This is a genomic window from Nocardia fodinahabitans, from assembly GCF_052983615.1.
The window spans coordinates 5,090,044-5,109,842 of sequence record NZ_JBRJJC010000001.1; the positions used below are offsets into that span (position 1 = coordinate 5,090,044).

Here is a 19,799-nt window from a genome sequence, read left to right on the forward strand (position 1 = left end):
GCGCCCGCTCAGCGGTGCGCCACGACGGTGGGCAGCGGTCCCCGGCCGGCGCGAGAGGCCGGCCTGACGCTGACCGATCAGCGTCGGGAGATGCAGAAGAGAGTCAGAACGGTGCGGCCATCGGCCGACAGCGGATTCGGCGGCCCGCGGACACCGCCGTGGGTGGACGCGGCGGCCGAGGCGGGTGCGGTCCAGAGCGCGGTGAAGGCGGCCAGTATCAATGCCACCAGCGTCATCGATACCGTCGCCGGGGGCAGGGCCTTGCTCGGGCAGTGCACCACCGGTGCCACGCAGTGTTCCGCGTCGGCCTGTTCTCGCGTGTGGTCGTGTCCGGTATCGGCGTCCGGCAGCGCGAAGGTGGTCACCGCGTGGTGGCCTGCCGGGTGGTCGTCGGTGTCGAAGAGCAGGCAGTCGACGGCGGGCATCAGCACCAGTGCTGCCAGTAGCAGTGTTGCGAGCCAGCTACCGTATCGCGCTCGCCGGAGGGAAACCACAATGCGGCGATGACAGCGGAGCCGTATCAGCCGATTCCGCCCGTTCAACGACGGTCGGTGAGGGAGGCGGCGGGTTCGCGACCTACTGACCGCGCACGGTGACAGCGGTGCCCCCGGTCGCGTCCGTACGTCGTTCACCTTCTCTCTCCCTCTGCCAAATAACTGTGGCGACAACAATTCTCGCTGTCGAATCACGTCACGTCGCAGACGCCGGTTGACATCTCCTCCGATCAATCTACTATCTCGGTACGTAAGTAGTTTAGATTGTGTGACCAGGCGCACGCTACGGCGTGTCGGCCCCGCCGGGCCGCGGGCGTCACCTCCACGACACCACCCGGTGACGGGGCCGTGATCGGCGGTGAACGCGCGGCGAACCACACCGGAATCGAGAAAAGGAGGCCATGGTGGCCATCATCGGGACGAAAAGACCCACCGCCCTACCCGCTCGACTGGTAGCGGCGACCACGATCGGGGTGGCGGCGACTCTGCTCGCCGCGGCACCGGCCATCGCGGCACCGGCGTCGGCCGGTGCCGACGGCAGGCCGGGGCACAGTGCGGCAGCCGACAACGGGCGCGGCAGCTACTGGCACGGGAACAGTCGTGTGGACAACGGACACCACGACGACGGCCGGGCGCGTGGCCACGGTCACGACCGCTCCGACCCCAGCCGCAACGGATCCTCCGACGGGGGCGATCTGTGTGCCCCGCGAGAGTGCACCGGGCCGCGCTGATCAACAGCAGTGAATCCGCCGCGGCCCCGCGGCGATCGGAACGCCGACATCGATGAAGGAGAACCTTGCCGTCACCAACGCACGTTCCGGCGATGCCCCGCTCGCGGCGCTCTTTCCTGGCGCTGGGAGCCGGGGCGGGTGCCGCGGCTCTGCTCGCCGCCTGCGGCGGGCCCGGCACGCCGAAAGCCGGTCCGGTCGGTCCGGGCGACGAGTCGGTCCGGTCCGCCGAAGCCGCCCGCCGCGCGGCGGACGCCCCGATTCGCCGAGTCGCACTGCACGCACGGCCGGCCACCGTCGATCTCGGTGGTGTGCGTGTCGACACCTGGACCTACGGCGGCGAACTACCCGGCCGGGAGATCCGGCTGCGCCGTGGTGAAGTGCTGCGTGCCGATCTCACCAACGCGCTGCCCGCGCCGACCACGGTGCACTGGCACGGCATCGCCCTGCGCAACGACATGGACGGCGTTCCCGGCCTCACTCAGCCCCCGATCGATCCGGGCGCCACGTTCGGCTATGAGTTCACCGTCCCCGACGCCGGCACGCACTTCTTCCATCCGCATGTCGGCGTGCAGCTCGACCGCGGTCTGTACGCGCCCTTGATCGTCGAGGATCCCGACGACGGCAAGGACTACGACCTGGAGGCGGTGATCGTCCTGGACGACTGGCTCGACGGCGTCGACGGGCGCGACCCCGATCGGGAACTCGCCGCCCTCCGCGCGCAGGGCATGGCGGGTATGGACATGGGCCCGCCCGCCGGCGGGGGCATGGACCACGGCGGCATGTCCATGGGCGGTTCGGCGACCACGAGCATGCCGGTCGATCCCGCGGCGCCGCTCGGCGCCGACACGGGCGACGTGCGGTACCCCTACTACCTGATCAACGGCAGGATCGGCACCGACCCCGCTGTGCTGACGGCGCGGCCGGGGCAGCGCATGCGCCTGCGGATCATCAATGCCGCCGCCGACACCGCGTTCCGGGTCGCGCTCGGAGGTCACCGGCTGCGCGTCACCCACACCGACGGCTTCCCGGTGGTGCCCACCACCACCTCGACCGTGCTGATCGGCATGGGTGAACGCTACGACGCCGTCGTCGAGCTCGGTGACGGCGTCTTCCCGCTGGTCGCCTCCGCCGAGGGAAAGAGTGGTCAGGGATTCGCGCTGGTGCGTACCGGCGCGGGGACGCCGCCGCCACCGGACGCGCGGCCCACCGAGCTGGCCGCGATTCCGTTGTCGGCGCAGACGCTGACCGCCCTCGACAGTGTCCGGCTGCCCGATCGCCGGCCCAACGTAACCCTCGATGTCACCCTCGGGTCCGACGCGACCGAATACCTCTGGACCATCAACGGCAAGGCCTTCCCCGACCACGCCGCGCTCGATGTGTCGGCCGGACAACGGGTTCGGCTGCGCTTCGTCAACAGGTCCATGATGTGGCACCCGATGCACCTGCACGGCCACACCTTCCAGGTCGTCGCCGGCGCCGGGGCGGGTCCGCGGAAGGACACCTCGATCGTGGCGCCCATGCGGACGGTCGAAGTCGACTTCGACACCGACAACCCCGGGCAGTGGATGCTGCACTGCCACAACGTCTATCACGGCGAGGCCGGAATGATGTCGGTGCTCTCCTACCGGCAGTAGCGGCGGCCCTCGCCGGCGAGATCGGCCGAAAACGAGACGATTCGTCAGGAGGTGAAGACCGATGGACCTGTGGAAGATGCTGTGCGACTTGATGTGTGCCGCGATGGCGTGCTGCCGGATGTAGTCACGAGCCGAATTACTGCCTACTTACGTAGGACGTCGAATTACCAGGAAAGCTGATCATGACTGCTCTGTCCTCTTCGCCCCGCTCGCGTCGTCCGGCCATCCGGCTGGGCTTCACGTTGGCTGCCGTCGCGGCCGCCGCGACGCTGGCCGCCCCGGCCATCGCCGATCCGACTCCGGCCTCGGCGGGAACGGAGATCACGGCCAGGCCCGGCGGTCACCATGGCAACGACCATGGCAGCCGCAACGGGCACCACCACAACCGAACCCCGTTCTCGCTGCTCCGCACCGGTAGCGCGTAGCGCGGCCAGCCGCGGACAGTGCCGACCGGCTCCTGTGGCGGCCGGCACTGTCCCGGTGTCTTTCCCGCTCGGAGTGGCAGAATGCCGCCGAACATCCTACGATATTGCTACGTAGATTTAAGGTTCCTGTCAGGAGGATGGCCGTGGGGCACCGTTTCGGCGATCTGGAAGCCGTAGTGATGGACCGCATGTGGTCGGCCGAGGACGATGTCACCGTTCGCGAGATCTACGAGGGCCTGCTGCGTGAGCGGGAGATCGCTTACACCACCGTCATGTCCACCATGGACAACCTGCACCGCAAGGGCTGGCTGGCCCGGGAACGCCACGGAAAGGCCTACCGCTACTGGCCCACCCTCAGCCGCGAGGAATACAGCGCCCAGCTCATGCGCGCCGCCCTCGAAGGAGCGCGATCCGACCTGGTGCTCGCGCATTTCGTCGAGCAGATCAGCGACGACGAATCCGACGCGCTGCGCGCCCTGCTCCGCCGTCTCCGGCCGCAACGCGGCAAGGGCTGAGACTCGTTCGCTCCCGTTCCACCGACCACGGAGGACATCAGCGTATGCCCAGCGATCATCCCGGCAGCGACCCCGCGCCCGACCAGTCGACCGGCGAAACCCACCACGGCGGCCATCCGCCCACCGGCGACGGCAGCCATGGTGAAGCCGGAGTCGTCGTGCACGAGGACGCCGGACACGACACTGCGGCCGTCGCCCACGCAGGTCACGGTGGACACGCCGACCACGGCGACCACGCTGACCACGCCGGGCACGACGATCACGCCGCGCACGGCGACCATGCCGGGCACGCCGGCCATGCCGGGCACGGCGACCACGTCGCGATGTTCCGGCGGCTGTTCTGGTTGATGCTGGCGCTGGCGGTGCCCGTGGTCGCGGCGGACATGATGTTCGCCGACCTCGTCGGCTACACGGTTCCCTCCGCGTTGCGCTGGGTCTCGCCCGTGCTGGGCACGGTGATGTTCTTCTGGGGTGGCCGGCCGTTCCTCACCGGCGCCGTCGGTGAGATCCGGGCTCGCAAACCCGGGATGATGCTGCTGATCTCGCTCGCCATCACGGTCGCCTTCGCCGCGTCATGGGGATCGACCCTCGGACTGCTGGCCCACGAGCTCGACTACTGGTGGGAACTGGCGCTGCTCATCGTGATCATGCTGCTGGGGCACTGGATCGAGATGCGCTCGCTCGGTCAGGCGTCGAGTGCGCTCGAGTCGCTGGCCGCGCTACTGCCCGACGAGGCCGAACGCCTCGGCGACGACGGCACGACGTCCACCGTTCCCGTCGACGACCTGCGCACCGGAGACCTCGTCGTGGTCCGCCCCGGCGGCCGGGTGCCCGCCGACGGCACCGTCGAGACCGGCAGCGCCGATGTCGACGAATCCATGATCACCGGCGAATCGCGTGCCGTGCGGCGCGAACCCGGTGACCGGGTCGTCGCGGGCACCGTCACCACCGACAGCGCGCTGCGGGTACGCATCACCGCGGTCGGCTCCGACACCGCGCTCGCGGGCATCCAGCGTCTGGTGGCCGAGGCGCAGAACTCCACCTCGCGAGCCCAGGTACTGGCCGATCGGGCCGCGGGCTGGCTGTTCTGGTTCGCCTCCGGCGCCGCTGTCGTCACCGCGATCGCCTGGCTGCTGCTCGGCCAGCCCGAGACCGCGGTGACCCGTACCATCACCGTGCTCGTCATCGCCTGTCCGCACGCGCTCGGCTTGGCCATTCCGCTGGTGGTCTCGATCGCCACCGAACGCGCCGCCAAGGCGGGCGTGCTCATCACCGATCGTCGTGCGCTCGAGACCATGCGCACCGTCGACGCGATCCTGTTCGACAAGACCGGCACCCTGACCCGCGGCGAACCCGCCGTCGTCGCGACCACCGCCACTACGCCCGACCTCGGCGACGATCAGGTGCTCGCCCTGGCCGCGGCCGCCGAAGCCGACAGTGAACATCCGCTCGGGCGCGCCATCGTCCACACCGCCACCGAGCGGGGGATCGCCATCCCCGCCGCCACCGAGTTCACCGCCCACAACGGCGTCGGCGTCACCGCCACCGTCGACGGCGCGACCGTCAGTGTCGGCGGGCCTGCCCTGCTCTCCCAGCACGGGCTCGACCCGGCCGCTACCGCCGCGGAATGGTCCGCGCAGGGCTCGACAGTGCTGCACGTGCTGCGGGACGGCAAGCTCGTCGGCGCGCTCGCGCTCGCCGATGAGATCCGCCCCGAATCCGCCCAGGCCATCGAGGCGCTGCACGCCCGCGGCATCCACGTCGCCATGATCACCGGCGACGCCGAACCCGTGGCCAGGACAGTGGCCGCTCAGCTCGGTATCGACGAGGTCTTCGCCGGCGTCCTGCCCCAGGACAAAGGCGCGAAGGTGCAGGCGCTCCAGGACGCCGGGCGCACCGTCGCCATGGTCGGCGACGGTGTCAACGACGCGCCGGCGCTCGCGCGCGCCGACGTCGGCATCGCGATCGGCGCGGGCACCGATGTCGCCATCGCCTCCGCGGGGGTCGTCCTCGCCGGGGACGACCCCCGCGCGGTGCTCTCGATCATCGAACTCTCCCACGCCACCTACCGCAAGATGATCCAGAACCTGGTCTGGGCGGCCGGATACAACATCATCGCCGTTCCCCTGGCCGCCGGTGTCCTGTCGCACTGGGGCATCACCCTGCCGATGGAAGTGGGCGCGCTGCTGATGTCGGCCTCCACGGTCGTCGTCGCGCTCAACGCCCAACTCCTGCGCCGCCTCGACCTCGACCCGGCTGAGGTCGTGGCTCACAAGCGTTGACTTGGCCGACGCTAGGGTACTTCGCAGACGTCACGAGCGGCCAGCACGAAAAGGTCTGTCGGTAGAGCATTGTGCTCCGGCCGGTCACCGGCCCTGCCCTGTCATCTCTGTAGGTCAGGGTCATCTTTGGCCCCGCGCGGGGCAAACGACGTTGGCCCTGCACCGGCATCTCCGAAGTCTCCCGGAGCCGGAGCGGGGTCAACTCCGGGCGAGTCACGACGGATACATCCAGGAGTGGGCCGCGTTGCTGCGGCAGGCCCGTCCCGACCTGGCGAAGGACGAGTCCGCGGCGTTCGCGCAGCTGACCTCCTGGAGCATCGCGTCGTTGCTGACGATCTCGCATCTTCGGCGGCGCCCCACCTTCGAGCGTGACCTCCTCGCGGTTGCCACAACGATCCTCGGTCTCGACGTCGCTGGGAGCGCCGATTGATCCGGTCGAACATTTCGACGAGTCCGAGAATCAGGGGCAGTTTCGGGCAGGCTCGCCCCGAATTCTCACTTCACAGCGCTCGACAACTGGGGCCGATTTCGATGTAGTCGAGCGCCGCATTCTCGAGCTAATGAACCAAGCGCTTGCTAGGTTCATGATCTAAACAACAATCGGAGGCCGAATGTTCCGGACATCGCGTTCTGCTGTCTTCATGCTCTCGCTGGTTGCGTTGGTGCTGCCCTTCGGGACGGGCCCGGTGGCCGCCGAACCGCTTCCCGAGAACTACAACTTCTTCGCGGGTGTTCCGAACGAACTGGCCGATCCAGGCGGGTCGCTGCCCGGTTCCAATGACTTCGGATGCAAGCCCACCGTCGAGCACCCGCGACCGGTGGTGCTGGTCCACGGCACCGGCGGCGGGCAGCAGACAAACTGGGGTGGCTACGTCCCGATGCTCGCGAACGCGGGCTTTTGCGTGTTCGCCCTCACCTACGGCGCTGTCCCGGGCGCGCCGTGGCCGATCTCGGCGATCGGCGGCATGGCGCCGATCGAGGACAGCGCGCGGCAGTTCGGCGCCTTCGTCGACCGCGTTCTGGCCGCTACGGGTGCGTCGTCGGTGGACGTCGTCGGACATTCCCAGGGCACGGTGGTTCCGCAGTACTACGCGAAGGTGCTCGGCGGAGAGTCGAAGATCTCCCACTACGTATCGCTGGCTCCGGGCTGGTTGGGCTCGAGAGTGCTCGGCGTGGACGTGGCTCTTGCGTTCGTCCGCCGGTTGGGCCTTCCCGACACCTCGGTTCCGGTCTGCCAGGCGTGTGGTCAGTTCGCCCCCGGATCCGATGTGTTGAACCGGATCAGCGCGGACGGGACCCCGTACCTGAAGGGGATCGAGTACACCAACATCGCGACCCGATACGACGAGTTGGTCGTGCCGTACACCCAGGGTCTGGTGCCGGGCCTGCCCGGCTACGACGTCACCAACATCGTCGTCCAGGACGGCTGCGCCCAGGACTATTCGGAGCATGCCGGGGTCGCCGGCTCGAAGCGGGCGGCCTACATGGTCCTGAACGCTCTCGACCCGGCGCATCCGCGCGAGGTGCCGTGCACGTTCACGCCACCGTTCACCGGCTGACCATCGAAGGGGCACACGGAGAATGACGGGTGCGGGTGCCGAGGTAGTCGCGATCGACGGCGATTCGACGTCGATGTGTGCGGCACAGTGGGAACAGGCGATGTCCGGGATCGGGATCGCTTTCGAGGCGTCGGTGCCCACCCGTTCCCGGGCGTCGTCGGGCCACCTGCACGTGCACCGGCCGCTCGGCGAGATCCTTCTGGTCGACTGGCGCAGTGGGCCACTCTCGCTGTCGCCGACAGAGCGGTTGATCGCCGGTGCGACTACCGATCTGGTCGCGGTCGCGACGATCCGCGGCGGCGTGGAGCAGATGTCGCACGCCGACTCCGGTGCCGTACTCAGGGGTGGTGACCTGGCCGTTTGGGACACTCGCCGCCCGGTCCGGTTCGACCTCGACGGCACTGTCAGCAAGCGGGTGCTCCTCATCCCCGGATCGGTCTTCAGGGACCTCGGTGTGTCATTTGGGGTCGAAGGGTCTCCTCGCGCGTGAGGACGGGCCTGCCACCCGCCTGCTGTCGGGCTTCATCGACGCGCTGGTCGATTCCGGCCCCGCACTGTCGGGTATCGCTGTCGCTTCTGCCCGAAATGCCACGCTCGAGCTCGTCTCCGGCGCGTTGCGTCCGGAGGTCGGTGCGGCTGCATGCAGTGCGGTAGCGGCACTTCGAGTGACGATCGAGCAATGGATCGAGGGCCATCTGTTCGAGGAGATCACCCCGGCTTCGGTGGCCGCGGCGCACGCCGTGTCGGTGCGGACGGTGCACCGGGCCTTCGCCGAGGCCGGGGAATCCCTCGGCGCGATGGTTCGTCGGCGCCGGATCGCGCGGGCGCGGGCGGAGTTGTGCCGCACCGACCGCACCGTCGCTTCGATCGCGTCCCGGTTCGGCTTCGCGGATGCGAGTCATTTCAATCGTGCGTTCAAGAATGAGTACGGGATGCCGCCGGCCGCCTACCGGCAGCGGAACATCGACGCGCGCCGGCGCGGCGAGCTAGCAGTCTGACACGCGCACCGCGGCGCAGCTGGGTAACTGCCCTGCGGACCTACCCGCCGACCGTGCCGCCGCCGCGACTCCGACAGTGCGTCGCCGATGATCGGGCACTGCGGTTCATTCGCCTCGTCACGCTGGTCCAATACAGCTCCGGTGTGACGCAGCATACTTGTTGGTGACGCCACCGCAGGTCGCGCAACTCCCTCCGGCCGCTTCCTTTCCTGGAGACCGGACGCCGACCAGAACCGTTGTGGCCCAATCCACAAGGAGTAGCCCATGTCCGATCACGACATGCTGTTCATCGACGGCGGGTTCACCGCACCCACGTCCACGTCCGTCATCGAGGTGCTTTCGGCGAGCACAGGGGAGCGGATCGGATCGGCGCCGGAGGCTTGCGCCGCCGATGTGGGCACCGCGGTGGCCGCGGCCCGCCGCGCTTTCGACGACCCGCTGGGGTGGGCGGCGTGGACACCGCACGCGCGGGCCGATGCCCTCGACCGGCTGGCGACAGAACTCGAACTCCGCAGCGGCGACCTGGCAAAGACCGTCGCGCAGCAGAACGGAATGCCGATCAGCATCGCCGGGCAGCTCGAAGGCGCGCTGCCGGTCGGGATCTACCGGTATTTCGCCGCGCTCGTGCGGGCGACCGCCGAGGAGGAGGAGCGGGCGGGCGTACTGGGAGGTCGGGTTCTCGTCCGACGGCTCCCGGTCGGCGTGGTCGGCGCCATCGTCCCGTGGAACTACCCGAACCTGGTCACCGTCTGCAAGCTGGCTCCGGCATTGGCGGCCGGCTGCACAGTGGTGCTCAAGCCGAGCCCGGAGACCGTCCTCGACTCCTATCTGTTCGCCGAAGCGGTGCAGCGCGCGGGGATCCCGGCCGGTGTGGTCAACATCGTGCCCGGCGGGGCCGAGGCAGGCGCCGCCCTGGTCGAGCATCCCGACGTCGACAAGATCACGTTCACCGGCTCCACCGTGGTCGGGCGGCAGATCGCCGCGACCTGCGGACACCTGCTCCGCCCGGTGACCCTCGAACTGGGTGGCAAGTCCGCGGCCATTGTCTTGGACGATGCCGACCTCGCGGCGAACATGGAGAACTTCTTCCAGGCAACGCTGCTCAACAACGGACAGACCTGTGTGTTGAACAGTCGCATCCTGATTCCCCGATCGCGCTACGACGAAATCGTCGGACTGCTGGGCGCTTTCGTGTCCGGCGTCCAGGTGGGCGATGCGCTCGATCCGGCGACCCAGGTCGGCCCGGTCGTCTCCGAGCGTCACCGGGATCGCGTCGAGGGCTACATCCGAAAGGGAATCGGCGAGGGCGCCCGCTTGGTCGTGGGAGGCGGTCGCCCGAAGGGCCTCGACAGCGGCTGGTTCGTCGAGCCGACCCTCTTCGCGGACGTCGATCCGAACTCCACGATCGCCCAAGAGGAGATCTTCGGTCCGGTGCTGGCCGCGATTCCCTACGACACGGTCGAGGACGCTATCGCAATCGCCAACAACAGCGACTACGGCCTGGGTGGCACCGTTTGGACCGCCGACGAGCAGCGCGGCCTGGAGATCAGCCGTCGCGTCCGGACCGGGACGGTCGGCATCAACTACTACCTGCCCGACCCGGCCGCGCCCTTCGGCGGGATCAAGAACAGCGGACTCGGTAGGGAACTGGGACCCGAGGGTCTCGCCTCCTTCCAGAACCAGCAATCGGTGTATCTCGCTCCGTAACAACCGGATTCCGCCGGCGAGCCGGGAAGACTCCGGCCGTTCGAACCCTGAGTACCGACAAGAGATCGAGGATCACATGAAGATCGAAGCCGCAGTGCTGTGGAATGTCAGCGACGACTGGAGTGTCGAGGAGATCGACCTCGACGGCCCGAAGGAGGGCGAAGTACTCGTCCGCTGGGTGGCTGCCGGACTGTGCCATTCGGACGAGCACGCCCGCACCGGCGACATGCCGACCGCCGTGCCGATCGTCGGCGGGCACGAGGGCGCGGGCGTGGTCGAGGAGGTCGGCCCCGGTGTGCGCGGCCTCGCGGCCGGGGATCACGTCGTCGCAGCCTTCCTCCCGGCGTGTGGGCGGTGCCGCTGGTGCTCGACCGGCCACCAGAACCTCTGCGACCTGGGATCCGAAATCCTCGCGGGCACAATGCTCGACGGCACCTTCCGGCGAAGGGCACGCGGCACCGACATCGCCGCGCTCGCCATGCTCGGGACCTTCGCGCAGTACGGGACCGTGCCCGAGGCGTCCCTGGTGAAGGTCGAGGACCACTACCCGCTCGAGCGGGCCGCGCTGGTCGGCTGCGGCGTGACCACCGGGTGGGGATCGGCGGTCAATTCGGCGAAGGTCGAGCCGGGCGACACCGTTGTCGTGATCGGCTGCGGCGGAATCGGTTCCGGCGCCATCCAGGGCGCCCGCATAGCCGGCGCCGAGCATATCGTCGCGGTCGACCTCATCGAGTCCAAGCGCGACACACTCATCGAACTCGGGGCCACCCACTTCGTCACCGACGTCGATGAAGCGGCCGCTCTCGTCGGCGAACTCACCCGAGGTGTGATGGCGGATGCGTCGATCCTCACCCCGGGCGTCGTCACCGGCGAGATGGTCGGCCAGTCCGTCGACATCATCCGCAAGGGCGGAACCGCCGTATTGACCGGTCTCGCGCCGTTCGCTGATACGACCGCGACCCTCCCGATGGCGATGATGACGCTGTTCCAGAAGAAGCTGATCGGCAGCCTCTACGGTGAGGCGAACCCACGCGCGGACATCCCCCGGCTGCTCCGGCTGTATGGTTCGGGCCAGCTCAAGCTCGACGAGACGGTCACTACCGAGTATCCGCTGTCCGAGATCAACCAGGGATACAAGGACATGTACGCGGGCAGAAACATTCGCGGCATCATCACTCACTCTCACTGAACCCGCCGATCCGGCCTGTGGGGGTGGGGTCGAGGATCCCGCCCTCCAGAGCCGTTGCGCGGCGGGTATCGCCGGGGCGTGAATGCGGTCAATCGATGGCGGTCGCGTCGGCGGTTTCGAAGAGAAGTCGCAGGTTCGATTCCTCGGCGGGGCACATCGAAGAAGGGAAAGCGGACGACCTGGGAAATTGCTCTGGCCAACTGGTTGTCGAGACGGATTTCTACCTGGGCTGAGAGAAGATGCGGCGTTCCTCGGACCAGCCCGCCGGTTCCCGCATTCGAGTGAAACCGGAGCGGGGCACGATCGACCGCGCGGATACCGGCAGGCGCGAAGGCACTTCTTGCCCGATTGATCTTCGTCCATGGTCCCCCTCGAAATCAACGATCCCCTCGAAAAGCGCCGGTCCGGGCTACCGCCCTCTCATGTGACGAGGCGCCGGGCGTGAGCGCCCGCCTCGTGATCCGGGGATGGGGCGCGATCACCCGCCGCGGTGAGCTGGCCGAGCCGTTGGTGGACCTGCTGCGCGCCAGCGGTGGAAACTTGCACGCATGGCCGAAGAGTCTCTAGTCACCATCACGATCACCGCCGAATCCGCCGACTGGCTCGCCGAGTTCACCCGGCGCCTGGTCGCTGACCGGCTGGCCGCGTGCGGGAACATCCTCCCGGGCGTGCGGTCGATCTACGCGTGGGAGGACAAGATCGAAGACGACGCCGAAGCGCTCGTGCTGATCCACACCCGCGCGTCCTCGGTCGACGAGATCATCCGCCGCGCCTCGGTGGAGCATCCCTACGACACACCCCAGATCCTGGCCGTGCCCATCGTCGAGGCACACGACGGCTACCGCGAATGGGTCCTGGCCCAAACCGATTGACCAGCACGAACGACGGTCAAGCCGGATCCGCTGGCCGCGGCCGCAGCGCGTAGGCAGGCACGAGCTGGTCGGTCAGCTGCAGGTCCGGGCGTCCGTCGGCGTAGGCGATCGAGTAGGTGACCCGGCCCAGCCACTCGCCGGCGAAGGTCGGGACCCAGTGGGTGAGCAGGCCCGGGCGCTCGCCGGTCATGTCCAGCCCGGCGCCGTTGACATGGCGGGGCGTGCCGGGATCGCGGATCACGATGGCGTCCAGCCGCACCCACACCGGCTTCGGCGCCTCCACTACGGTCCGCGCGAAGTGGCCCTGCGCCTGCGGGTACAGCGGCCGAGGGAAGGTGCCCTCAGTCCGCGCGGGCCCGCTCGGCTCGTCTCCGCCGCCGCTCATCGCGCTCACTCGGTCCAGGGGCTCAGGTCGACCAGCCGCATCGAGAACGGGTACGCGCCCGGGGCGTCGAGGGTCGGCTCGATCCGGGCGGCGGTGTCGTCGATCTCGACGATCTTGAACTGGCTGACGCCGTTCGTCCCGATCCGGACTAAGTCTCCTACCTGCATAATCGATACTATAGTCGAACACATGTTCGCATCGATCTGCGAGTCGGCACGCCCTTACCTGCGGCTGAGCGTGTGGACCGAGCCTTCGCCGCGGTTCTGTCCGAACGGGCACCGGCTCGGCGCGGGCCGTGCGATGGTCGCGGCGATGCCGTGCCGCCGCGTCGGCGGCCACCACCGCGCCCACACCTGCCTCGCGTGCGGCGCCACGGTCTACAGCCCACCCGTGCACAACGACTGCGAGCACTGAGCACCCGGGTGCCACGGCCAGAACCCGAGATCGTCAGAGCGGCAGCAGAATCGGGCCCCTTCGGGTCGATCCTGTGCGACGAGCGGGTGCATGGGGTGGGTGCGCGATTTTGTCCGCGATGTGGGTCTGTATGTGCTGGTCGTGGCGATGTTGTGTTGCCCGTTCGGCTTGCTCTTCGGTGTCTGGTACGCCAACCCTACGGAGAACGGGCCAGGTGGTGAGGCGTCGTGTGACAACAGCGTTCCGATGGTCTGCACGGTGGTCTTCGCCCGGCGCGTGGAAGATCCGTCGGCGACGGCGTACGGCAAGCCGGTGCGCCTGGTCGCGGTCGAGGGCGATACCGCGGTGGTGGAGATCAAGGCCCTGTTCGGGTGGGTGACAAGTACTGTGCGCCGCCGGCGAGGGAGCCACCATGCACGGCGGACTTACCGACAGCTACAACACGGTGACCATCGTCGACATCACCGACGATCGAGTGATCATCGAGTTGGAAGGCGCCAGTGACGTGTAGGAGCTGAGCGGAGACCAGTGCCGCTCAGCTCCTATGTCCACCGGTTGTCGACGCCGAGTCCTGTTGCCAGACGTCTACTTCGCCGAGGTGAGGTCGACGACCGTAGCGCCGGCGGCGTTGGACTGTACCGAAGCGATCCCCTTCTTCGCCGCGTCCTTGGACTCATAGGCCTGGCTCTGGGCGATGATCTCGCCGTTGCCCGCCTTGAGCCGCCACCGGAACTTGCTCGACGCGTCGGCGAAGATCTCGAACTTTCCTGCCATGACCGGGCCTCGCTCTCATTCGAAGGAAACGCGCCTACCAGCGCAGACTATGCCACTCCGGCCGGTCTAGTCTTGATCTTTGTGGCTCTGGGGGTGCTAGCCCCGATGCTGGCCAATCCCGCATGGCGGCCGCGGCCGCCCACCGGCTGGCACGCGGAATGGAAGTTCGACGCCCTCCGCGCCATCGCACCGAGGAGGGCGTCAGCTCGTGGAGTGGGAACACGCGCGACGTAGCGTTCCTCTCAACCCCGAAGTAGTCGCTGCGCTTACCGAGATCACCGCAGCTGATGATTGGCCGGACCCGACCATCACCCCGGTTTGGCGCGTACCCGTTGATTCGGCCACTGGCTCACTGTGAGTCGGAATTGGCCCGCCGTTGACTGGATACTAATTTTGTCTCGAAGCCAAGGTGGCGACGAGTCGACCTGCGACCTGTCCACGCCTGAGGCGCTCGACTCCCGCCGCGATGTCACCGAAGCCGATCAGTTCGATGTCCGCATCGAGGCGTCCTGCTGCCATCAGCGCGCACACCCGCTCCGCGTCTTGCCTCTCGCCGCCCATGACACCGATCAGCGTGACTCTGCCCAGAGTGAGGTCGAGCATACTGATCTCCGCAGTGCTCACGCCCAGTCCGACTTGGACTACCCGCCCGTGTCGACGCACCGCTCGAATGGCCTCGCTCGTCGTGGTCCCGAAGCCTGCGAAGTCGACGATCGCATCGAGGTCACGGTCAGCGAACTCGACGATCGACTCGCCTACCTCCACCGCGCCCGGCGGCACGAGCGGCGGGCCACCGATCGCGTTTGAGTTCTGCTACGTATACCTGCGCACCCGCGAGCGAGGCGATCCGGGTGCCGAACTGGCCCAGCCCGCCGAACCCGATGATGCCGATCCTGCGTCCGGGGCCGGCCTGTGCGCCGGTCATCACCGCGGCGTGCGAGGTCATGCCGGCGTCCATCGCCACGGCCGCGAGTTCGAACGGCAACTCGTCAGGGATCCGGATCAGCATCCGGGCGGGAACGGAGACCTTTTCGGCATAGCCTCCGTGTCTGTCGATGCCGGGGCAATCGTCGGACGGAGGACCGACGCAGACCGCGTCACCGATAGCCCACTCCGTCACTCCCGGGCCGACTGCGGCGACGGTCCCCGCTATTTCATGCCCCAGAACGAATGGCGACGCAGGCAGCGGAAAGGCGTCGTCGTCGACGATGCCGACATCGGAATGACATAGTCCGGCCGCGAGCACGTCGAGTATCACCTCCCCCGGCCGGAGCGCTGGCTCGGGGAAGTTGACCAGCTCGAGTGGCTCCCGCTTGGCGCGGATCACCCAGGCCCTCATCGTGCGGCCACGCGCTGCGGCGGGGCGTCCTCAGCCAAGCGGTCACGCGCGATCGCGCGGTCGCGGGGAACTGATTCGGCTCCGGTCATGGTCAACCTCTTCACGCTTGTCGGGTGCGATGCGGGTGCAGCTCACGACCGCGTCGTGAGCTGCACATCCGCGGTGAGCACGTGGCACCCTCCGATCGCCGAGGGGGCAGGAGGGTGGTCTCGGTCATAGCTCAGAAAGTATAGTCATGTGATCAAGTCTATTGACTGAAATATGATGAGGGCCGCCATTGAACGACCTGGCATGTCGATGTTCGTGCGGCGAATCACCTGGTCCGTGCGGATATCGATGTGGGACAGCCTGTTCAACCGGAATCGCACCAGTCTGGCGTGCACGGTCGAGGCCGACATCGGCAAGCGTGAGGCGAGATGTGGAAGTAACTCGGCCGCCCGGACGTCGATGGGCCAGCAGAAATTGGCCTTTCAATGAACACTTACAGCGTGTCGTCGCAATCCCTCAGCCAACCTGCCGGCAGTACCGCTAGGCCCGCGCGATCTGGCGCAGGTGCTGGCATACCTCGTCGATGGCTTGCTTCGCCTGCGCGAAGACATCCACCTCGGTGATGAAGCCATGGAAGACGCCGGCATACCTGGTCAGCGAGACGGGGACGCCGTCCCGCTGCAACCGTCCTGCGTATGCTTCGGCGTCGTCCCGGATCGGATCAACCTCGGCGGTAAGGATCAGGGCGGGCGGGAGGCCGTGCAGCGATTCGGCGCGCATGGGTGCCGCGAGGTGGTCGTCCGCCCGATGTCCCGGGCCGACGTAATGGTCCCAGCACCAGCGTGCGTCCACGGTGCTGAGCAGCGGCGCATCGGCGAATTCCGACCATGACGGCGCGGAGAATGTCCTGTCGACCGCGGGGTAGGCGAGGACCTGGGTCACGGGTAGGGGGCTGCGTTCGTCGCGCCGGTGCAGGCAGAGGGCTGCTGCGAGATTGCCTCCGGCGGAATCGCCCCCGATCGCTATCAGTCCCGGATCGATACCGAGCTCTGATGCTGTCCGGGTCAGCCATGCGTAGGCGTCGAGGCAGTCTTCCAGTGCTGCGGGGTACGGATTTTCGGGAGCGAGCCGGTAGTCCAGCGACACCACCGTCCAGGCGGATCCCGCGGCGATCGCGCGACACAGCTCGTCGGCTCCGTCCAGGGTTCCCAGGATGAAACCTCCGCCATGCAAGTAGACGAGAGCCGGTGTGTCGCCGCCCGAAGCGGCAGTGTTCGCGCGGTACAGACGAGCGCGGATCGCGCCTGCACGGGTCGGGATGGCCAGTTGTTCGACGCGGTCAACCGGAGTGATGGGCTCGGCAGCTGGAGTCGTGTTCAGAAGCGCCCTGGCCTGCTCCGGTCCCAGCTCCCGGACCGGTTTCGGCAGGGCATGGGCGATCATCCTGGCCGCTGCCTGTGCGTTGCCGTCGAGCAGATTCCACCAGGCGGGGACGTCGTTGTTCATTTCGGAAACCTCGCGATTGATTGACAAGAAGTGATCTGTGCCTCACTATCGTAGTCGAATGACTGAGACGAATGACTGCATAGAAGACGCTCCACTGGGATCCGCTGCCTGCGGTCTACCGCGCACACGATCTCGTCGAACCGAAAGGGCAGAACAATGACCGAAACGACGATCGGCCTCGCGACACGCGGGGAAGACGTGGTCGACGGGGTCGACATTCGGATCGAGGACGACGCGAGTCCGATCGCCCGGTTGATCGGCCGGACCATCGCCGACTCCGTTCGGGAAGGCCGCCCGAACTCAGTCGTGGCGGCGGTGGAGGGCCGTGTCGCCATCTACTCCCACGACACTCCGCAGTCAGCGACGGTCAGCATCTCGGACGGTGTCGTTACTGTATCGAGCGGGGTGTTCACCGAACCCGACCTCACCCTGACCGTTGATCTGAACGCGAGGCTCGCTCGAGTTGGCGAGCCTGTCGGCGCTGGCGACGATGCTCTCGCGGTCGCTGTGCTGGCACTGCTGTCACCGCCCCTGCCGGACTGGCAGATTGCCGCACAGAGCTTCTGGGCCAAGGCCCGCTCGATACCAGGTATCCCTGACGTGCTCGTCGCGATCGCGGACGGCCCTGACGGATTGGCCGAGCATGTCGTCGGTGAGGGCGAGACCCAGTATGTGATCGCCGGGCCCCCGGATCTCCTGGCCGGCATCTTCTCGGGCGCAGACGACCTGGTCGCCGCCTTGTCCACCGGCCTCGTCGGCGTGCGCGGCACCCTCTCGCAGCTGTCCGTGCTGGTCGGCGCTTCCTGGAAGGTTCGTTACGATGTCTGAAATCGCCACCACCGCAACCGTTCTCGAGCCCGGCGTGCACACGGTCCGGATCGAGTCGACCAACCACGACGGTTCCTTCCACGGCAAGAATGTCGCGCCCGCGAAGTTCGCCGCGTGCGCGGAATCGGGTTTCGCAGTGGCCGATCTGCTCTTCGGGCTCGATCTCGGCAACGCGCCGACCTTCGGTTTCGCCTACCCTGCGTGGCGTGGTCATCTCGCGGATCTGCAGTTCCGGCCCGACCTGTCGACGCTGGTCCAGTGGGCGCCGGGTGTCCAGTCGGTGATCGGTGACTACTGGCAGCCCAACGGCACGCCGATCGGCACCTGTCCGCGCAATCTCGCCCGCAAGATGGTCGATCAGCTCGGCACCCGCGGCTTCACCGCGACGATCGCGGTCGAGATCGAAGCCACCCTCTTCCAGGAGTCGGTCCACGAGGCCAGGGCCAAGGGCTATCGCGATCTCACCCCGCTCGGCGGCTCGGCGGGCACCGCCTACAACCTGGCGAAGTCGAAGGACTGGGTCGACTACATGTCGGCGGTCGCGCGGCGGCTCGAGGAGATCGGCATCGAGTGGGAGGCGTGGAGCGACGAGGACGCGGCCGGTCAGGTCGAGCTCAATCTCGTTCCCGGTGATCCGATCTCGGTGTGCGACAACTGGGCTCGGGCGCGGCAGGTGATGCGGGAGGTGGCCTTCGAACTCGGCCACACGGTCACCTTCATGGCCAAGCCGACCGCGGGCTACGGCCAGGCTTCGCACGTGAACCTGTCGTTGCAGCGCGACGGGGTCAACGCGTTCTACGCCGCCGACGGTCCGTCGGACACCATGCGTCACGCGGTCGCCGGGCTGCTCGCGACGATGCGTGGCGCGACCTCGGTCATGCTGCCGCAGATCACCTCCTACCGTCGCCTGGTCGATCTGAGCGGGCCGCCCACCACGGTGACCTGGGGCATCGCCAACAAGACGACCGCGGTGCGCGCGGTGTGTGGCCACCCGAAGTACTCCCGGCTCGAGTACCGCGTTCCGGGCGCCGACGCGAACCTGTACCTCGCCGTGGCGACGATTCTGGCGGGCGTGATCGCCGGGATCGACGGCAAGCTGGAACCGGCCGACCCGGTCAGCGACATGGCCTGGTGTGCGCCAGACCTGGAACGGCTGCCCGACACGATCACCAAGGCCGCCGACGCGCTCGAGTCGGACCTGATCTTGCGTGAGCAGCTCGGTGACGAGTTCGTCGACTTCTGGGTCGGCACGCGGCGCTGGGAATGGATGCAGTTCCATACGACCGGCGGCGACCCGTTCGCCGAGCTGTCGGAGTGGGAGTCCACGCGCTACTTCGAGTTCCCGTGAGCGCGGGCAGGCCGACGCCAGGCCTCATCCGTCCGATGATCGGCATCACCGGACGGCGGTTCCGGCTGGGACTGATCGAAGGGCTGGACAAGCGCTACGGCCATCTGCTCACCGACAGCTTCATGTCCGACTTCTCGCAGCGAATCGACAGAGCTGGTGGGGTTCCCGTGAATCTGCCCTACGACGCCGACCCGGATGCGCTGTGCCACTGGCTGTCCGGTGTGGTCATCACCGGCGGCCAGGACGTTCATCCCGCGTACTGGGGTGGCGACCGGTCAGTGGTCCGGGATGTGGATCCGCGGGACGATCCGATGGTCCACGACCCTGATCGCGACGAGTTCGAGATCGCGCTCGTGCGTGCCGCACTCGCCCGGCGAATCCCCGTGCTGGGAGTGTGTCGCGGCCTGCAGGTCCTGAACGTCGCGCTTGGTGGCACACTGATCGCGGACCTCGGGCCGGGACCCGTGGAGCACCTGTCGGCTTCGCCTCCGCTCACCGACGGAGCTGACGATCACAAGGTGACCTTCGAGCCCGGTTCGATCGCGGAACGGCTGTTCGGTACCAGTGTGGTGACCAACTCGTGGCACCACCAAGCGGTCGACCGCTGCGGTACCGGCCTCGTGGTCACAGGACGCGCCGCCGATGGCGTCGTCGAAGCGGTCGAGCTGCCAGGAGCGGCAGTGCTCGGTGTCCAGTGGCATCCCGAGTGGATGGAGCGTGACGATCCGGCGCTGAGATGGATCGTCTCCGAGGGCAACCAGCGGATCTGACGCAGGATGAGCGTCGGCCGCCACCGAACGGTGGCGGCCGA

24 protein-coding genes are annotated in these 19,799 nt (G+C 67.8%); 17 read left to right on the forward strand and 7 right to left on the reverse strand.

Annotated features, from left to right (window positions below):
- Nucleotides 1-77 precede the first annotated feature (77 nt).
- Nucleotides 78-872 carry a putative copper homeostasis (lipo)protein LpqS gene (gene lpqS, locus NV348_RS23660; RefSeq protein WP_447148848.1) on the reverse strand — a complete coding sequence of 265 codons (795 nt, stop codon included), beginning with the start codon at nt 870-872 and terminating at the stop codon, nt 78-80.
- A gap of 26 nt (nt 873-898) precedes the next feature.
- On the opposite strand from lpqS, the gene NV348_RS23665 reads away from it, so the two are divergent.
- From NV348_RS23665 to cutA, 12 genes are all read left to right on the forward strand, one after another.
- Nucleotides 899-1,225 carry a hypothetical protein gene (locus NV348_RS23665; protein WP_447148849.1) on the forward strand — a complete coding sequence of 109 codons (327 nt, stop codon included), beginning with the start codon at nt 899-901 and terminating at the stop codon, nt 1,223-1,225.
- Nucleotides 1,226-1,317: 92 nt separating this feature from the next.
- The gene (locus NV348_RS23670; protein WP_098086728.1) at nt 1,318-2,859 is read left to right on the forward strand and encodes a multicopper oxidase family protein; all 1,542 of its coding nucleotides are present in this window, start codon (nt 1,318-1,320) and stop codon (nt 2,857-2,859) included.
- Between the two features lie 182 nt (nt 2,860-3,041).
- Nucleotides 3,042-3,284 (forward strand): hypothetical protein, encoded by a 243-nt coding sequence (locus NV348_RS23675; protein ID WP_127516349.1) that lies wholly within the window; start codon nt 3,042-3,044, stop codon nt 3,282-3,284.
- 143 nt (nt 3,285-3,427) lie between these two features.
- Nucleotides 3,428-3,799, forward strand: coding sequence for a BlaI/MecI/CopY family transcriptional regulator (locus NV348_RS23680; protein WP_216642012.1), 372 nt, complete (start codon nt 3,428-3,430; stop codon nt 3,797-3,799).
- Between the two features lie 44 nt (nt 3,800-3,843).
- On the forward strand, nt 3,844-6,081 hold the full coding sequence (locus NV348_RS23685) for a heavy metal translocating P-type ATPase (RefSeq protein WP_371392041.1): 2,238 nt from the start codon (nt 3,844-3,846) through the stop codon (nt 6,079-6,081).
- Nucleotides 6,082-6,325: 244 nt separating this feature from the next.
- Nucleotides 6,326-6,511: a hypothetical protein gene (locus tag NV348_RS23690; protein WP_127516351.1), complete on the forward strand. Its 186-nt coding sequence runs from the start codon at nt 6,326-6,328 to the stop codon at nt 6,509-6,511.
- A 211-nt stretch (nt 6,512-6,722) separates the two neighbouring features.
- The gene (locus NV348_RS23695) at nt 6,723-7,640 is read left to right on the forward strand and encodes an esterase/lipase family protein (RefSeq protein WP_253805109.1); all 918 of its coding nucleotides are present in this window, start codon (nt 6,723-6,725) and stop codon (nt 7,638-7,640) included.
- A 22-nt stretch (nt 7,641-7,662) separates the two neighbouring features.
- The gene (locus NV348_RS23700) at nt 7,663-8,130 is read left to right on the forward strand and encodes an AraC-like ligand-binding domain-containing protein (RefSeq protein WP_098086733.1); all 468 of its coding nucleotides are present in this window, start codon (nt 7,663-7,665) and stop codon (nt 8,128-8,130) included.
- Nucleotides 8,102-8,638 (forward strand): helix-turn-helix domain-containing protein, encoded by a 537-nt coding sequence (locus NV348_RS23705; RefSeq protein WP_172964591.1) that lies wholly within the window; start codon nt 8,102-8,104, stop codon nt 8,636-8,638. Before NV348_RS23700 ends, NV348_RS23705 begins: the two co-directional genes overlap by 29 nt.
- A gap of 264 nt (nt 8,639-8,902) precedes the next feature.
- The gene (locus NV348_RS23710; protein WP_098086734.1) at nt 8,903-10,345 is read left to right on the forward strand and encodes an aldehyde dehydrogenase; all 1,443 of its coding nucleotides are present in this window, start codon (nt 8,903-8,905) and stop codon (nt 10,343-10,345) included.
- A gap of 76 nt (nt 10,346-10,421) precedes the next feature.
- A complete protein-coding gene (locus NV348_RS23715) occupies nt 10,422-11,534 on the forward strand; it encodes an NDMA-dependent alcohol dehydrogenase (RefSeq protein ID WP_098086735.1) in 1,113 nt (370 codons plus the stop codon).
- Between the two features lie 548 nt (nt 11,535-12,082).
- Nucleotides 12,083-12,406 (forward strand): divalent-cation tolerance protein CutA, encoded by a 324-nt coding sequence (gene cutA / locus NV348_RS23720; protein WP_098086736.1) that lies wholly within the window; start codon nt 12,083-12,085, stop codon nt 12,404-12,406.
- 16 nt (nt 12,407-12,422) lie between these two features.
- Here cutA and NV348_RS23725 read toward each other — a convergent pair whose 3' ends face one another.
- Nucleotides 12,423-12,791 carry a hypothetical protein gene (locus tag NV348_RS23725; RefSeq protein ID WP_098087164.1) on the reverse strand — a complete coding sequence of 123 codons (369 nt, stop codon included), beginning with the start codon at nt 12,789-12,791 and terminating at the stop codon, nt 12,423-12,425.
- Between the two features lie 5 nt (nt 12,792-12,796).
- Complete coding sequence (locus NV348_RS23730; RefSeq protein WP_172964592.1) at nt 12,797-12,958, reverse strand: hypothetical protein; 162 nt, start codon at nt 12,956-12,958, stop codon at nt 12,797-12,799.
- 22 nt (nt 12,959-12,980) lie between these two features.
- Here NV348_RS23730 and NV348_RS23735 point away from each other — a divergent pair, with 22 nt between their 5' ends.
- Entirely contained in the window at nt 12,981-13,205 is a 225-nt protein-coding gene (locus NV348_RS23735) for a hypothetical protein (protein ID WP_098086737.1), read from the forward strand.
- Between the two features lie 585 nt (nt 13,206-13,790).
- Here the strand turns inward: NV348_RS23735 and NV348_RS23740 are convergent.
- The 3 genes from NV348_RS23740 to NV348_RS23750 form a co-directional block, all read right to left on the reverse strand.
- On the reverse strand, nt 13,791-13,979 hold the full coding sequence (locus tag NV348_RS23740; RefSeq protein WP_098086738.1) for a YegP family protein: 189 nt from the start codon (nt 13,977-13,979) through the stop codon (nt 13,791-13,793).
- A gap of 387 nt (nt 13,980-14,366) precedes the next feature.
- Nucleotides 14,367-14,759 carry a zinc-binding dehydrogenase gene (locus tag NV348_RS23745; protein WP_447148850.1) on the reverse strand — a complete coding sequence of 131 codons (393 nt, stop codon included), beginning with the start codon at nt 14,757-14,759 and terminating at the stop codon, nt 14,367-14,369.
- Complete coding sequence (locus tag NV348_RS23750; protein WP_447148851.1) at nt 14,710-15,225, reverse strand: alcohol dehydrogenase catalytic domain-containing protein; 516 nt, start codon at nt 15,223-15,225, stop codon at nt 14,710-14,712. The genes NV348_RS23745 and NV348_RS23750 overlap by 50 nt, the downstream gene beginning before the upstream one ends.
- 384 nt (nt 15,226-15,609) lie before the next feature.
- On the opposite strand from NV348_RS23750, the gene NV348_RS23755 reads away from it, so the two are divergent.
- A complete protein-coding gene (locus NV348_RS23755) occupies nt 15,610-15,795 on the forward strand; it encodes a hypothetical protein (RefSeq protein ID WP_127516354.1) in 186 nt (61 codons plus the stop codon).
- Between the two features lie 51 nt (nt 15,796-15,846).
- Here the strand turns inward: NV348_RS23755 and NV348_RS23760 are convergent, their stop codons facing one another.
- A complete protein-coding gene (locus NV348_RS23760) occupies nt 15,847-16,812 on the reverse strand; it encodes an alpha/beta hydrolase (protein WP_098086740.1) in 966 nt (321 codons plus the stop codon).
- 156 nt (nt 16,813-16,968) lie between these two features.
- Here NV348_RS23760 and NV348_RS23765 point away from each other — a divergent pair, with 156 nt between their 5' ends.
- From NV348_RS23765 to NV348_RS23775, 3 genes are read left to right on the forward strand one after another with little or no spacing between them, the layout of a single operon-like run.
- On the forward strand, nt 16,969-17,640 hold the full coding sequence (locus NV348_RS23765) for a hypothetical protein (RefSeq protein ID WP_098086741.1): 672 nt from the start codon (nt 16,969-16,971) through the stop codon (nt 17,638-17,640).
- Nucleotides 17,633-18,988: a glutamine synthetase family protein gene (locus NV348_RS23770; RefSeq protein ID WP_098086742.1), complete on the forward strand. Its 1,356-nt coding sequence runs from the start codon at nt 17,633-17,635 to the stop codon at nt 18,986-18,988. Before NV348_RS23765 ends, NV348_RS23770 begins: the two co-directional genes overlap by 8 nt.
- Nucleotides 18,985-19,758 (forward strand): gamma-glutamyl-gamma-aminobutyrate hydrolase family protein, encoded by a 774-nt coding sequence (locus tag NV348_RS23775; protein ID WP_098086743.1) that lies wholly within the window; start codon nt 18,985-18,987, stop codon nt 19,756-19,758. The genes NV348_RS23770 and NV348_RS23775 overlap by 4 nt, the downstream gene beginning before the upstream one ends.
- The last annotated feature ends 41 nt before the right edge of the window (nt 19,759-19,799 follow it).